12 protein-coding genes and 1 pseudogene are annotated in these 13941 nt (G+C 48.8%); 8 read left to right on the top strand and 5 right to left on the bottom strand.

All coding sequences use genetic code 11. From position 1 onward, the window contains the following. The first annotated feature begins 2 nt into the window (after positions 1-2). Together FOV68_RS11625 and FOV68_RS11620 are read left to right on the top strand one after the other, a co-directional pair. On the top strand, positions 3-1229 hold the full coding sequence (locus tag FOV68_RS11625) for an MFS transporter (protein WP_143990902.1): 1227 nt from the start codon (positions 3-5) through the stop codon (positions 1227-1229). A 333-nt stretch (positions 1230-1562) separates the two neighbouring features. Beyond that, on the top strand, positions 1563-2009 hold the full coding sequence (locus FOV68_RS11620; RefSeq protein ID WP_370513286.1) for a GNAT family N-acetyltransferase: 447 nt from the start codon (positions 1563-1565) through the stop codon (positions 2007-2009). A gap of 322 nt (positions 2010-2331) precedes the next feature. Here the strand turns inward: FOV68_RS11620 and FOV68_RS11615 are convergent. After that, a pseudogene (locus tag FOV68_RS11615) lies at positions 2332-3873 on the bottom strand (MFS transporter). A 121-nt stretch (positions 3874-3994) separates the two neighbouring features. Between FOV68_RS11615 and FOV68_RS11610 the strand changes: the two are divergent. Then, positions 3995-4885, top strand: a complete 891-nt coding sequence (locus FOV68_RS11610) for a LysR family transcriptional regulator (protein WP_143990900.1) — start codon at positions 3995-3997, stop codon at positions 4883-4885. A 251-nt stretch (positions 4886-5136) separates the two neighbouring features. Here the strand turns inward: FOV68_RS11610 and FOV68_RS11605 are convergent, their stop codons facing one another. Further along, a complete protein-coding gene (locus FOV68_RS11605) occupies positions 5137-5616 on the bottom strand; it encodes an OsmC family protein (protein ID WP_143990899.1) in 480 nt (159 codons plus the stop codon). A 168-nt stretch (positions 5617-5784) separates the two neighbouring features. On the opposite strand from FOV68_RS11605, the gene FOV68_RS11600 reads away from it, so the two are divergent. Then, positions 5785-6444, top strand: a complete 660-nt coding sequence (locus tag FOV68_RS11600; protein WP_143990898.1) for a GntR family transcriptional regulator — start codon at positions 5785-5787, stop codon at positions 6442-6444. 161 nt (positions 6445-6605) lie between these two features. Here the strand turns inward: FOV68_RS11600 and FOV68_RS11595 are convergent, their stop codons facing one another. Together FOV68_RS11595 and FOV68_RS11590 are read right to left on the bottom strand one after the other, a co-directional pair. Continuing rightward, the gene (locus FOV68_RS11595) at positions 6606-7394 is read right to left on the bottom strand and encodes an alpha/beta hydrolase (RefSeq protein WP_109651830.1); all 789 of its coding nucleotides are present in this window, start codon (positions 7392-7394) and stop codon (positions 6606-6608) included. A gap of 400 nt (positions 7395-7794) precedes the next feature. Then, positions 7795-8568 (bottom strand): helix-turn-helix transcriptional regulator, encoded by a 774-nt coding sequence (locus FOV68_RS11590; protein WP_143789699.1) that lies wholly within the window; start codon positions 8566-8568, stop codon positions 7795-7797. Positions 8569-8680: 112 nt separating this feature from the next. Between FOV68_RS11590 and FOV68_RS11585 the strand changes: the two genes are divergently transcribed. The 3 genes from FOV68_RS11585 (at position 8681) to FOV68_RS11575 (ending at position 11041) form a co-directional block, all read left to right on the top strand. Beyond that, on the top strand, positions 8681-9406 hold the full coding sequence (locus tag FOV68_RS11585; protein WP_143789605.1) for a type 1 glutamine amidotransferase: 726 nt from the start codon (positions 8681-8683) through the stop codon (positions 9404-9406). Positions 9407-9472: 66 nt separating this feature from the next. Beyond that, positions 9473-10093: a LysE family translocator gene (locus FOV68_RS11580; RefSeq protein ID WP_143789604.1), complete on the top strand. Its 621-nt coding sequence runs from the start codon at positions 9473-9475 to the stop codon at positions 10091-10093. 9 nt (positions 10094-10102) lie between these two features. After that, positions 10103-11041 carry a right-handed parallel beta-helix repeat-containing protein gene (locus FOV68_RS11575; protein WP_143789603.1) on the top strand — a complete coding sequence of 313 codons (939 nt, stop codon included), beginning with the start codon at positions 10103-10105 and terminating at the stop codon, positions 11039-11041. Positions 11042-11087: 46 nt separating this feature from the next. On the opposite strand, the gene FOV68_RS11570 is transcribed toward FOV68_RS11575, so the two are convergent. Next, complete coding sequence (locus tag FOV68_RS11570) at positions 11088-11660, bottom strand: tyrosine-type recombinase/integrase (RefSeq protein ID WP_143990897.1); 573 nt, start codon at positions 11658-11660, stop codon at positions 11088-11090. A 504-nt stretch (positions 11661-12164) separates the two neighbouring features. Between FOV68_RS11570 and FOV68_RS11565 the strand changes: the two genes are divergently transcribed. Further along, positions 12165-13382, top strand: a complete 1218-nt coding sequence (locus FOV68_RS11565; RefSeq protein ID WP_143990896.1) for a cupin domain-containing protein — start codon at positions 12165-12167, stop codon at positions 13380-13382. The last annotated feature ends 559 nt before the right edge of the window (positions 13383-13941 follow it).

Here is a 13941-nt window from a genome sequence, read left to right as displayed (position 1 = left end):
AAATGACGGATGAAACTTCTATCAGGGTTCACAAAGAAAGAGTGCAAAGAGATGAGAAAATCCAGCCAGCCTGGCTTGCGGTTTTTTCGTTAACCATGGGTGTTTTTGGCCTGCTCACCGCAGAGTACCTGCCTGCCAGCTTATTAACGCCTATTGCACGGGATTTGGGGGTGTCAGAGTCTCTTGCAGGACAGGCCGTAACAGTGACGGCGGTGATTGCGTTATTTGCCGGTTTACTGTTACCGCGATTAACGCGTGCGCTGGACCGGCGCGTCGTGTTGTTGAGCTTTACTGCCCTTATGATCTTCTCAAATCTGCTCGTGGCGCTCTCTTCAGGTATTGTCATGCTGCTGGCAATGCGCATCCTGCTGGGTATCGCGTTGGGTGGATTCTGGAGTATGGCAGCGGCGGTAGCGATGAGGCTAGTGCCGGAGAGGCTGGTACCGCGGGCGCTGTCGATCATTTTTAGTGGAATCGCGGTAGGTACTGTTGTTGCTGTACCGCTGGGAAGTTATCTGGGCGAATTGTCTGGCTGGCGTAGCGCGTTTATTGCCGCTGCTGCGGTTGGCGCAATCTCTTTCATTTTTCAGTGGCTGACGCTGCCCGGAATGCCGCCGGTAGTCAGGACCAGGACGGCATCCGTATTTTCTCTGCTTCAGAGGCCGGGCGTGACTGTGGGCATGCTGGGGTGCGTGCTTGCACACACCGGCCAGTATGCGCTGTTTACCTATATACGGCCTGCGCTGGAAGGACTCGCACACATAGACGCAAAAGGGCTAGCATTAATACTTCTGGTGTTTGGCGTTGCTAACTTTATCGGGACACTGTCCGCAGGGTGGCTGATGGAACGCAGCCTGCGTTTTACGCTGATTGTTATGCCTGCTCTGGTGGGAGCAGCGGCACTGGGTATGATCACTCTGCCGTTATCAATCGCCGGGCTTACAGCGCTGGTCATGCTGTGGGGGCTGGCATTTGGTGGCATACCGGTGGCGTGGTCAGGTTGGGTCGCCCGGACTCTTCCCGATGAGGCCGAGAGCGCAGGGGGTATGGTGGTCGCCGCCGTGCAATCCTCCATTGCCGCGGGTGCAGCAATAGGTGGTCTGATATATGGCCTCAACGGGGTGACGGGGGTGTTCATTACTGCAGCCTGTATCATGCTTACTGCCGCGCTGGTTATTGCATTCCGGGTCAGAGTCTCGTCATCAGCTGAAGGAACGCAAAGCATATAATTTCAGAGACATTTTAAGATGTCAGGACACCTCAATCACACAGCGTAAGATCCCCGGACCGCGCAGCGTTCCGGGCCTGCTGACTGAGTGTGATGGCAAAGGGGCTGGTTAACTTCTGAAGCTGGTTAACAGGCGCTACGGCAAAAAGCGGAGCTTAGCAATAATCAGTAAGTGCCGTTTTACTCACTATTCTGGAATATCACCATTCTCAGTGGTGATTCATACGTGCAGAGAAAATATTCCTTAACAGAGAAGCTTGAAAAACAGTTTCCAGGTGATATCTTCAACACATAACTACCTCATCAGGAAGATAGTGTGATTACTCTCAGGAATATGAATGAAGAAGAATTCAAAAATTATCGTTCTCTTTTCATCCATGAATATTCGCAGGATCTGCAAAACAATCGGGGATATCTCTCCGAAAAAGCACGAATCAAAGCCATAGAATCTATTGATACAGTGTTAACAAAGGGAGTTGTGACCCCGGCTAATCAGCTATGGTGTATCCAACAGCCTGATGAATCAGAGGACGTTATTGGCATCCTCTGGCTGTCGATCACCGGGTCATCAGCCTGGATAAGTGATTTCTACATTTATCCTGACTGGCGCGGCCGTGGATTCGGTGGTCTGGCCTTATGCGAAATGAAAAGATTGCTAAAAATAATAAACATCGATGAAGTCGGACTTAGGGTAGCTCCGAATAATGCCTCAGCCAAAGCACTGTATCAGAAGAATGGCTTTCATATTACCGGCATCAATATGTCTCAAAATTTAAACTAAAGAATTCCAGAAAGCATTTTTACCAATAACCACAGAGAATATCTTTTTTAAAGACCCCGCAGTGCAGCGCCTCATAATACCCATTTGAGGGAATATTTTATAAGACACACTGCATTATTCTCCATAATCCGCTGAGCAAAGTACGGCCTCTTGATCACAACGGGTTTAACCTTGATTTTGACTGAGTTCGTCCCGTGAAAAGAATCAGCTTTGTGAGGGGCCGCTCCTGGAATAGAGCGGTCTGACATCGGATAATACCCGTTATGATCGAAAAGCGGACGTGATGAAATGAACGCTTACGACCTTATTCGATCAGGATTTTTCACTCATCTCTGGTCAGCGAATTGCCTGCAGCACAGCCTTGCCTCTGCCGACCCAGCGTGATCCAGACCATTAGCGCGCAAATCAGCGTGACAGCAGCCAGAACTCTAAAAAGAAACGTATACGCAGTGTCATAACTGTCCTTAAGCAATAATCGTGAAATACCGGGTAACATCGCAGCGGCCTGCTCAATACTGCCGCCACCCAGCCATGCAGCAGCCTGGTGAATGACCTCTGGCGCATACCCGTGAACGGTGTTTTTCAGATTCAAATCATTCATTTCTGTTAAAAATGCTGACGCCATCGCCAGAGCGATCCCTTCACCGGCAACGCGAACGGTATTAAAGAGGCCTGCGGCCATGCCCGCTTTCTCCACAGATACAGCTGAAAGTGCCAGACCATCCATCAGTCCCCATGGAAGCGCAGCGCCGGTACCCGTCATAATCAGTGAAAGCACAAGAAAATTACTGCTGTTACCCGGTAGTGCGTATCCGAGGAAAAGCAGCCCGACTGATGCAATAATAAGTCCCGCAGCTGAAACGGTTCCTGGAGAAAACCACCGTGTCAGCAGTGCGGCAATGGACGGGAAAACCAGCATTGGAGACGTCAGCGCCATAAGATAAAAAGCGCTCCGGGACTCACTCATCCCGTCACCGCCCATAAAATGCAGCGGAATAATAATCAGCAGCACAACATAGCAATAGCATGTTGCTATCGGCAGTAGCAGAACGCCGGCAAAGCGCGGGCGCAGCAGCAGAGAGATATCCAGAACAGGATTTTCAACCCCCAGGCAACGCACTACAAACCCGCTGAAAAGCAGCATGGCGGAAATGAAAAGGGCGAGTGTGGGAAACGATAAAAACCCAAAGGCAGGTATAAGCATCACCGCTGATGTAAATAACATCAGGGCTGCAGTAAACATGATTAATCCTGTGCCGTCTGGTTTCTGATGTCCGCTCTCCTCTGATGCTGGCAGAAACGCAGCACCGGTCAAAATTACAATGCCTTAAAGCAGAGCTAACATGGCATACAACCATCTCCAGCCCAAAGCATCCGTAATGAAACCCATCAACACAGGGCCGAACGCCAGGCCCACGCCAAACATAGTGCCAAGTATGCTGAAGGCCCGTGTCCTGTCCGTACCTTCATAGAGACGGGCCAGTGCAGCGCTGCCGCTGGCCAATATCAAGGCCGCCGCAAGACCCTGCAGTGACCTGAACAACCCAGCCATAAAGATATCCTGTGTCAGGCAGATCATAACGCTGCTCAGGCAAAACAGGGCTGAGCCTGCGGTAAAAATGCGTTTTCTGCCAGTAACATCCGCAGCAACACCGGCTGACAACAAAAAACTGCCGAAAGTCAGCATAAATCCATTCGTCAGCCACGACAGCGCGGCAGGCGAGCCGCCAAGAGCCTGTTGTATTGCCGGCGTGGAGATTACACCACCGGTAAAGCTTAACGGCAGCAATACAGCCGCCAGATAGACAGAAAAGGCTGCCATATTCCTGGCATATGGACTGGGTGTTCTGGCTGAAGTTGCCATTGGGTGACCTTATGTTTCCAAAAAGCGGATGGGTTAACAAACTTCAGCAATGTTATTGCAGACATCAGAGTGAATAAATACACTGAAAATCTCTTCTTAACGGACATTAAGTTTATAATCAATGGACAGTCTGACCTCTCTTACTTCGTTTGTCCGGACAGCGGAGACGCTGAGTTTTGTACAGGCCGCAAGGTTACTTGGGATTTCTGCCTCAGCAGTCGGGAAGAATGTCGCCAGACTTGAGCATAAACTGGGCGTACGTCTCTTAAATCGCAGCACCAGAAACGTGAGTCTGACAGCGGAAGGGGCTGCTTTATTAATCCGATGCCAGCATATCCTTGAGCAATTACAGGAGGCGGAGTCAGAACTGACGAGCAGCTTAGCGCAGCCTGCCGGGAAGCTCAGGGTTTCACTTCCTGTCATTGGCTACAGGTTGATCCTTCCTCTTCTGCCGGACTTTTCCCGCCGTTATCCTCATGTAGAACTCGATCTCGATTTCAGCGACCGGCTGGTAAACATCATTGATGAAGGATTTGATGTGGCCATACGAAGCGGTGAACTAACGGACTCCCGACTGAAATCTAAAAAGGTTGGAGATTTTCGTTTTGTGCTCTGCGCCAGCCCTGCCTATTTGAATGAGTATGGCGTACCCGGCTCGCCAGCGGATTTAACGATGCACAGGTGCATTTCTTTTCGTTTTCCCTCAACGGGGCTGCTCCAGCCCTGGGAACTGCGCGGTATGTGCCCGGGTGCTGACTTGAGGACAGCCTCTGTTCTGACCGTAAATAATATAGAGGCTTCTGTTCGCCTGAGCCTGTCAGGTATGGGGATTTGCTATGTGCCCGGTTTTGTCGTTCGCGAATCTTTGAACACGGGGCAACTGAAAGAGGTATTACCAGGTAGCTGTACCAGGCAGGGAGTTTTCTCGGCACTCTGGCCAGCCAGCCGGTATCTCTCACCGAGAATACGCTGCTTTGTCGATTTTATTGGTGAGTACGGCCTGTCTCTGTAATCGGTACCACGCAGTTAATGCTTTCTGAAATCGTATGCACTTTTATGCTTATCTCAAAATCATGAACGTCCGCTCCTGAAAAAAAGGGGCTGGTAACAGTCAGATGTCCGCTAAGAGCGAAGAGCGGACATCAGGCTGGCACAAAAACTATTAGTCTTTGCCTCGCTAATTACGTTGATTCAGCTACATGCCTCTCAGTGTTGCTGATTCCCTCTTATTGAGCAGGCATAAGCATCACTAAGGAATCGTGTTCAACTGGAAGGTAAATGACTGATGACAAATTCAGGTTCATAAAAAACAGGAAAATTAACTGATCTTGCAATAAAACAGACTTTATGAATTTCATGGTGAATAGCCGTTGCAGCATCGAGATTTATACCGGCCTGAACCGTAATTTTTGGCCTGAGTATGGCTGAAATAAAGCGACCTGCACCCCCTTTTAAAACCTCACCTTTGGCTACCGGTGAGTCTTCATAATCCAGCACAGTGATGCCAGCATCTGAGGCGAGATGCAGATACCACAGCATATGACAGGCCGAAAGAGAGGATATCAGGAGATCTTCAGGGTTCATTTTACCAGGGTCGCCGCCCAGCAGTGGGTCATTTGAGCAATGAATGGTTTCCTTTCCGGTTATGGCGATATCCCATGTCCGCGCATATGACTTATAGCCTGATGTGCCCGTGCCCAAATTCCCTGTCCACGAGATATGTGACGTATAAACATGTTCCATTAATTTGCCGAACCTCTCTAAATGATGAAGCTATACATTCAAAATTGCGAAGCATCGGCCACTTTTCTTGATTCGTAATGAATGATAAGGGCATCTGCCTACAAGGTTGTCATAAAAGGTGAGTTTATGGAATAATGGTATACCATTTATTTATAAAAAGTAGACTCAATGAGCATAGTTTCTCTATCAACCGCTGACATGCTTGCCCAGGAGCTTAGACGTTTAATTAACAACGGTTCATTGCAGGATGGAGATCGACTGGTTGAAAGAGACCTTGCCAGCCGGTTTTCTGTCAGCCGTATTCCGTTGAGGGAGGCTATACAGCAGCTTCAGCGGGAAGGTTTAGTTGAGGTTTACAGAAACCGTGGAGCGGTAGTAAAAACACTTTCTGTCACCGATGTGGATGAAATTTACCAGCTCCGGGCTTTGATGGAAGGTGAGGCTATTTTTCAAAGTATGCAGTACATCGACTCTGAAACGATTAAACGAGCAGAGCTTGTCCATAAACTTCTGGAGAGTACATCGGACCCCGTACAGCAAGGTTTATATAATCGGGAGTTTCATGAATTGCTGTACCGAAAGTGTAAAAATCAGCGTCTGCTGAAGATGATAAATGAGTTGCAACAACAAATTGAAAGATATGAGATTTTTCAACTTCGTTTAGTGTCGGATACCCTTAAATTTCAGGTAGAGCATGAGCATATTTTAAGCGCCTGTCAGCAGAACGACCCAGCCGGTGCGCGCGAATATACCGTCAAACACATTCTTTCAGCAGGGCTGACTCTGCAATCTTATATTCTTGGCCGTGAAATACCTGCGACATACTGATGCTAAAAATTAGCGTAATTGTACCGCAGTAACGTCCGCTCCTGGCACGAAGCAGCCGAACGTAGATGCAGGGTTTGCTATGAGCGTAGAGTGTTAGTCAGTTGCTTGATAAGTAACCTGATAGCTTCTTTACTGCAACTTGATAAAAAACTACAAAACGTTCAAAGCAATTTCAGGATCTCCACCAGCACATCCGCCGGCCTTTCAAGCACGGCCAGATGAGTTCTGGCCGTCTCTAACCGTTTCACTTCAAAGAAATCATGTTTTCTTGAGAAACGTTGTTGTAAAGCCAGGTACTTGTCGCTTCTGTCCAGGGAGTAGATGTGAGAAGCCTTAGGGGGATTTCTGAGTTGTTCGAGACGCAGGAGTGGCGAACCATATTTATGATATGCATCAGCAATGACCTGACCAGCAAGTCGCCAAAGCTGATAGCTAGATTCAGCCATCTCAGTTTTTAGATGATGGATCATGACTGGAGAGTCGCTTTCTGCCAGCCAATATTCGTAAAGGGCATCCCGTGCATCTTGCCAGCTGTCTTCATTCTGCATGTCTCTGACCGAGTCGAAAAATCCAGGCTCCGGCTGATTCATGATCCAATCAAGAAATATGACTGCAGGTATGCGATTTCTTAAACTTTCCACCAAATCAATAGATACCCAACTGGCATGAGCAACGGAAACAGGCACTATCCGGGTTAAGCCAAGATGTTTAATGAGTGTTAAAGCATCTGATAATAACGCCTCACCGTCAAAATCCTGACCGTTGGTCGATGATTTTCCATGACCACGCCAGTCTATAGTGACAACGCGGAAAAAAACGGCGGCCAGCTCAGAGAAATCTTTAAAAACGGTTTTTGGTTGGCACCAGCCAGGCATGAGGAACAGAGTCGTGTCACCCGTGCCAATATCCTGATAATCAATATCACCATAATTTGTATGTAAAACCGGCATATTAATTTCTCTTCATAAAGTGAATGAACAACTAACCTATTCTCTCCCGCAGCACTAAAAAAGCATTTACTAACTTAGTAGCACTTATGTCATGGTTTATCAGAGTTGAGTAAGTGATTTACGGGCTGCTTTTGGGCTGGGAATGTAAACCTGATCACTTCCGGAAAGGATATACGGCTCGCAGTATCCGGCAGCGTCAATCCTTAAGACTTCAGGCCACTGCGATACTGATTCCAGCGTACGTATAGCATGTCCGGATAACTTTCCGCAGCCTGTTCTCCAGCGTCTGTCAGGCACCAGGAAGTTGTTGAGTCACTCAAAAATGTCCGCTTCTGGCACAAATCAGACATGCTTGCGGGACAAAGTCCGCTATGAGCGAAAAGCGGACATTGGCCGTGTGCTAAAGAAGAAAATTGCGTGGTGTTAATTCCAGAATGGAACGAAATGCAGCGGTAAATGCAGCCGGACATGAGAAACCCAGTTGGTAGGAGACCTGCTTAATTGAGATGCCATTGGCGAGGAGATCTAATGACGCACAAATTCTTGCTCTTTGCTTCCAGGTTCTGAAGCTGAAGCCCGTATCCTTAATAAACATTCGCGAAAAGGTGCGTTCAGACATATTGGCAATATGGGCCAGATCGCTTAGAGACGCTTCCCAGCGGTGACTGACCAGTAACTCTTTGGTTGCCCTGTTTAAGCGCTCATCATGAGGCATAGGTAGCTCCGCGGTCAAAGGCGTTGCCTCACTGAGAATTTCTAAAATTAACAGCGCCATTTTACGCTGGCTCGGTCCAGTGTAGTCGGCATTGAAAAGCCCGGCTATCAGCTCTTTCACCAGTGCGGTGGCTGTAATCACATGCACCTGGCGACTCTTCGTAAAATTCAGGCATTCTTCGATAAGACTGCTACTGAAATAAATAGCCCGTAAGTCGGTGTGGGATAGCAGGTTGTAGCTGTGAATCTGCAGAGGCGGTAGCCACAATGCCCGCTGAGGGGGTATCACCCAACGATTGCCCTCTGTTTCAACCAACATAACGCCCCTGGTAGCAAATAACAGCTGTCCTTCAATATGATGATGAGGAGGATCGGTCTCTCCGCGTTGATAGCTGATGGCGGTGCTAGACCATCCCGTCGATTCATCATGTCTTGGCGCTTTATCTATGCTACCTGGCATTTCAAATTTAGTTCCTGCAGTTATCTTAGTTGGACTCACCCGATTCATAACATCCCGGCAGGGTGAAACTTGAAAATTAAGGTTAACATAAGCATTACAGGAGCATCTTTAAATGCACGTGCATTTCATCATCCATGAAAGTTTTGAGGCTCCCGGCGCTTATGAGACCTGGGCCAGAGGCAAAGATAATCACGTCACCTATTCACGAGTTTATGAAGGTGAGGCTCTACCGTCCAGCGTGGATGACATCGATTTTTTGATTGTTATGGGCGGTCCACAGGACCCGGCAACCACCCCTGAAGAGTGCCCGCATTTTGATGCAAAGGCTGAGCAGGCGGTCATCGCATCCGCTGCGCGCGCAGGTAAAGCCGTTATTGGCATCTGCCTGGGTTCCCAGCTCATTGGTGAGGCGCTCGGTGCTTCTTTTGCACACAGCCCGGAAAAAGAGATCGGCAAGTTTCCTGTCTCTCTGACGCAGGCAGGGCAACAGCATGAGCTGTTTTCACATTTCGGACACACGCTTGAGGTCGGTCACTGGCATAACGATATGCCTGGGCTGACGCCCGATGCCACGGTCATAGCCTACAGTGAAGGCTGCCCGCGTCAGATTGTCGCCTACAGCGATCTGGTGTTCGGTTTCCAGTGTCACATGGAGCTGACACCGGAAGTAGTCGAACTGCTTATTGCCCACTCCGAAAAGGATCTGGGCCGGGCGGGTGAATACCGCTTTGTCCATACGCCTGCACAACTGCGTGCACATGATTACCGGGAGATGAACCAGGCTCTGTTCACATTCCTGGACAAACTGGCCGGGCGTTACAACCAGAGCCATCAATGATCGTCTTTTGCGCAGATTATCCTGCTCAAAAGAGGCAATTCTGAAACTAACAGTGCAGGTAACACTATGACTGAATCGCCAGCCGCCCTTCTGACGATAGCCGGCGCTATCCTGGTAGGCGCCATGAGTCCCGGGCCAAGCTTCATCATGATAGTACGTACTGCCGTCGTCTCATCTCGCCTCAGTGCGCTGTCCGCCGCCGCAGGCATGGGCGTGGGATGCATGATTCTCTCAGTCATTGCGCTGGCCGGGCTGCACTCTCTGCTGGAGCTGGTTCCCTGGCTCTATGCCGCGCTTAAAACCGCCGGTGGGCTTTACCTTCTCTGGCTTGGCTGTGGCATGCTTTTCAGAACGGGCAACAGCCTGGATCTGAGCCTGGGAGGCGAAAACGCACACCGTCCGGGCCACGCGTTTCTTACCGGTATGGCGACTCAGCTCAGTAATCCGAATACAGCAATTGTATTTGGCAGTATTTTTGCTGCGCTGCTCAGTCAGCATATCTCGCCTTATCTTTACCTTTTGTTGCCCGGTATGGCGTTGTTCATTGATGCAGCCTGGTATGGCCTGGTGGCATGGCTGTTATCGGCTGAAAAGCCACGTCTCACCTATATGAAATACAAATCCCGGCTGGATAAAGCGAGTGGGCTGGTAATGGGGTATCTGGGGATCCGGCTCCTTCTGAGATGATTTCTGTCAGTGTTAGCCTCTCCCTCTGTTCTTAAGTTAACTGTGAGCAAAATTACTTTGAAAGCTCTTTTCCGCAATGTCAGTTTTATCGCTGGTTTCATGCTGGTATGTTACCTCCCCGCTGCAGTTGCTGCTGGCACGGTGGCGTGTTCATCTTCACAAAAACTGTCTGAATGCATTAAGCAGGTCGCCGGTGGCGGCACGGTACTGCTCGGTAAAGGTACCTGGTTTCAGGACAGCAGCCTGTTGCTGAGCAGCAATGTGGCACTTCAAGGCGCGGGTTCGGGTACGGTTATCACCTGGAGTCCTGCGGTGAGGAGCACCATTAATGCGCCGCTTCTCTATACCACTGCCGCCAGCCACGTCACGATAAAGGATGTGAAACTGGTCGGCACCATTGACCAACGGTCTGACAGTCAGGATTTGAGGAATAATCAGATTGGTCTCTTTTTTAACTGCAGCGGAGACCCGACCGCCGGTGAAAAAACCGGCTGTAATGATATTACTCTTCAGAACGTTGAGGTGGAGAACAGCAGCGATGGGATCCATATCAAAGGCGCCAGTCATGTCACGGCGACGGATCTGAAGTTGCATAACAATGGCAACACTGAGAAGGACTATTTTCACAATATCTACCTTCGCCGCGTCGCAGATGTTCGTCTAATCCAGACCGGAAAAAACAGCGGAGGTTATTATGCCAGCCCACGCGGGCACGGCATTCGTGGTTCGCACCTGATCAACGTTTATATGAGCGATCTGGAGGTGCATGACAATGCCGATTACGGTATCCATATGGACACCGTCTTTAATGTCAGACTGCATAACATGCACGTTTATCACAATTGCCTCAGCGGTAAGCCTGACTGCCAGCAGATAAAATGCTTTGGCCCCCAGTGTGATGTTCATCTCAATGCACTGGCTGAACCAGCGTCCATAATCTCCCAATAAATTTTGTGCGCTTTTGGCACAGCGCTGCTGTTGCAGCCCTGACAAGTTAGACTTCAATCGACTCTGATATCTCCAGGGCATCATCTACTTCGATGCCTGGGTAACTTACTGTGCTTTCGAGTTTTTTGTGACCCAAAAGTAACTGGATCAGACGAAGATTTTTCGTTTTTTTATAGATCAGATATGGCTTGGTTCTGCGCATGGAATGCGTACTGTAGAGCGTTTCATCAAGACCCAGCTTCTTAATCCATCCATGAAAAATACGATTATATTGTCTGGTTGAAATGTGTCTTGATGAACTAATACGGGACTGAAAAAGATAGTCGCTACTGCGTAGATGAGCCATTTTGATCCATGCGGCTACAACCTCTCTGGTTCCCTTCGTCAGTTCAAACTGGACAGGGCTGACCGTTTTTTGCTGCATCACAGTCGCTCTGCCCGAAACAGTGTGTCCATAGGCCACATCAGAAACTTTCAACTTAATCAGATCACAGCCCCGAAGTTTACTGTCCAGAGCCATGTTAAACAGAGCCAAATCGCGGACTTTTCCTTCCCGCTCAAGACGGATACGAATCCCCCAGATATGAGAGATCTGAAGAGGCCGTTTCTGGCCGATAATGCGGCCCCTGTTCCAGGGGGGATGTTGTCATGTTCAATCTCCATTGGGTTAGGAGATGTGATTATGGTTGTCTCATTTGAGCGAGAAGGGGACTTTATGCTTCGGGCTAAATCAGGTGTAACAGAGCGGCCCTGCACATGCGCCTCGTCTATCTGAGTACGTGCGTGAAAGCTCACGTATCAAGGCTCAGGCCTCGTTAAGCCTCTCAATTCGTAAAAATTCTTATCAGCAGTTACCGATCACCGGGTAAATGAAAATCAAAAAGGCCCACATTAATTGACGATTAGTGCGCTTATGCACAGGATAATCCCTTTATAACTATACGCTGATTAAACAACATTAATCTTTCTTAATACATTCACATGTCTTTACTATTTGCGTGAAAGTTGCACTCTTTCCACAGTGTTACAAAGTTGTTTTTCCCTCCGCACTCAGCCCGTTTATAACGTTATAGCGGTAACAAAAATAATACCGTTTATATAAAAATTCTTAAGAGGGATGAATATGAAAACACTGACAAGAAGACATTTTATGGCTTTTGCGGCAGGAGGAACGGTCGCGCTTGCGGCGGGTCAGGCCATGGCACATGACAACGGCGTAAAGACGTTTCCGGCAGGGAGCGGAGGACGGGAGCCCGGACCACATGATCCTATTCGTGAGGCAGAAAGTCCGGACATCGTAAATCCGCCCGTTACCGACAGCGGAACGCTGCCAAACCTTCGCTTTTCTTTCAGTGATGCGCACGTACGCAAGGGAAGCGGCGGCTGGACGCGTCAGGTGACGCAGCGGGAGCTGGGCATATCTACGACGATTGCGGGCGTGGACATGCGCCTCAATGCCGGAGGTATCCGCGAACTGCACTGGCATAAAGAGGGGGAGTGGGCTTACATGACTTATGGCAACGCGCGGATTACCGCTTTTGACGCCAGCGGAGGATGGTTTGTTGATGATATCGCTGCAGGTGACCTATGGTATTTTCCGCCCGGTATTCCCCATTCGATTCAGGGACTCGGTTCCGACGGCTGTGAATTTTTACTGGCTTTTGACGACGGAAATTTTGATGAGGACAGCACTTTTCTGCTGTCAGACTGGTTCAGGCATATTCCCCCGGAAATTCTCGCCAAAAACTTCAAGGTTCCGGTATCTTCATTTTCTTACCTGCCCTCACCTGATAATGAGTACATTTTCGCCGGCAACGTTCCGGGCAGCCTGGAATCAGACAGTATAAAAGGTGCGGTGAAGTCGAAAATCCGCTTTACCCACAAAATGCTGGCTCAGGATCCGGTACGCGCGCCGGGAGGAACCGTCAGGATCACGGATTCGTCTAATTTTCCGGTTTCAAAAACGATTGCCGCCGCACTGGTGGAAATTGAGCCAGGCGGACTGCGCGAGCTGCACTGGCATCCTAACAATGATGAATGGCAGTATTACCTTGAAGGAGAGGGACGGATGGGGGTCTTTGCATCATCCGGTCAGGCAAGGACTTTTGACTACCGCGCCGGCGATGTGGGATATGTTCCTTTTGCTATGGGACACTACATCGAAAACACCGGTAAGGGACCACTGCGTTTTCTTGAGCTTTTTAAAAGTGATTACTATGCCGATATTTCGCTTAACCAGTGGCTCGCCAGTACACCACCTGAACTTGTCCGGCAACACCTGCACCTGGATGAAGAGTTTATGCACATGCTTTCACTTAAAAAGAACCCGGTGGTGAAGTAACCGGCTCAGTCGTTACCTGATTAATAAGGATTGACGCTGACCTATTCCTATTTAAATTAAAGTGTCTGCTTTTAGCATAAAGCGGACACTTATATCGGTAATACAATATGCCACCTGCCATTTAAAATGGTGCAATAGCATCAGCATTGCTCTTACAGGGATGGGGAAGTCGTTACTAAACTGAGACAGCAGGGCAGTTAAATCATCAGGAAGCATCTGCTATTAGCAGGGGACATTTCCAGATTTTACCTGGTAGCCAGACATGAAAACGAAGTTTAGCTTATGTCTATCCAGCATCAACTATTCACTTTTTCCTGACGATACGTCGTTGAAGTCAGTAAAGGTTAATTGAGCCGATGCCCGGACTCTTGCAAAGAATGGTACTTTTTATTTTGCCAGCAGAAATAATCTATTTTCAAAATCGAATATTTAATCTGGCTCTGGTTATGCCCTTTATTGTTGCTAAGAATTGCTTTTAATGCGTTGAGTGCCGGCTCTGCCTCAGCACCTTTATTGGCGCTGGCCGTTGCATGCCTGAAATAAGTAAAGCGTCGCTTTA

The organism is Pantoea sp. paga, from assembly GCF_007558755.1.
In the GTDB taxonomy this organism is placed as follows: Bacteria; Pseudomonadota; Gammaproteobacteria; order Enterobacterales; family Enterobacteriaceae; genus Pantoea; species Pantoea agglomerans.
The sequence above is the reverse complement of the archived record's forward strand: the minus strand, read 5'-3'. Positions and strand labels throughout refer to the sequence as shown.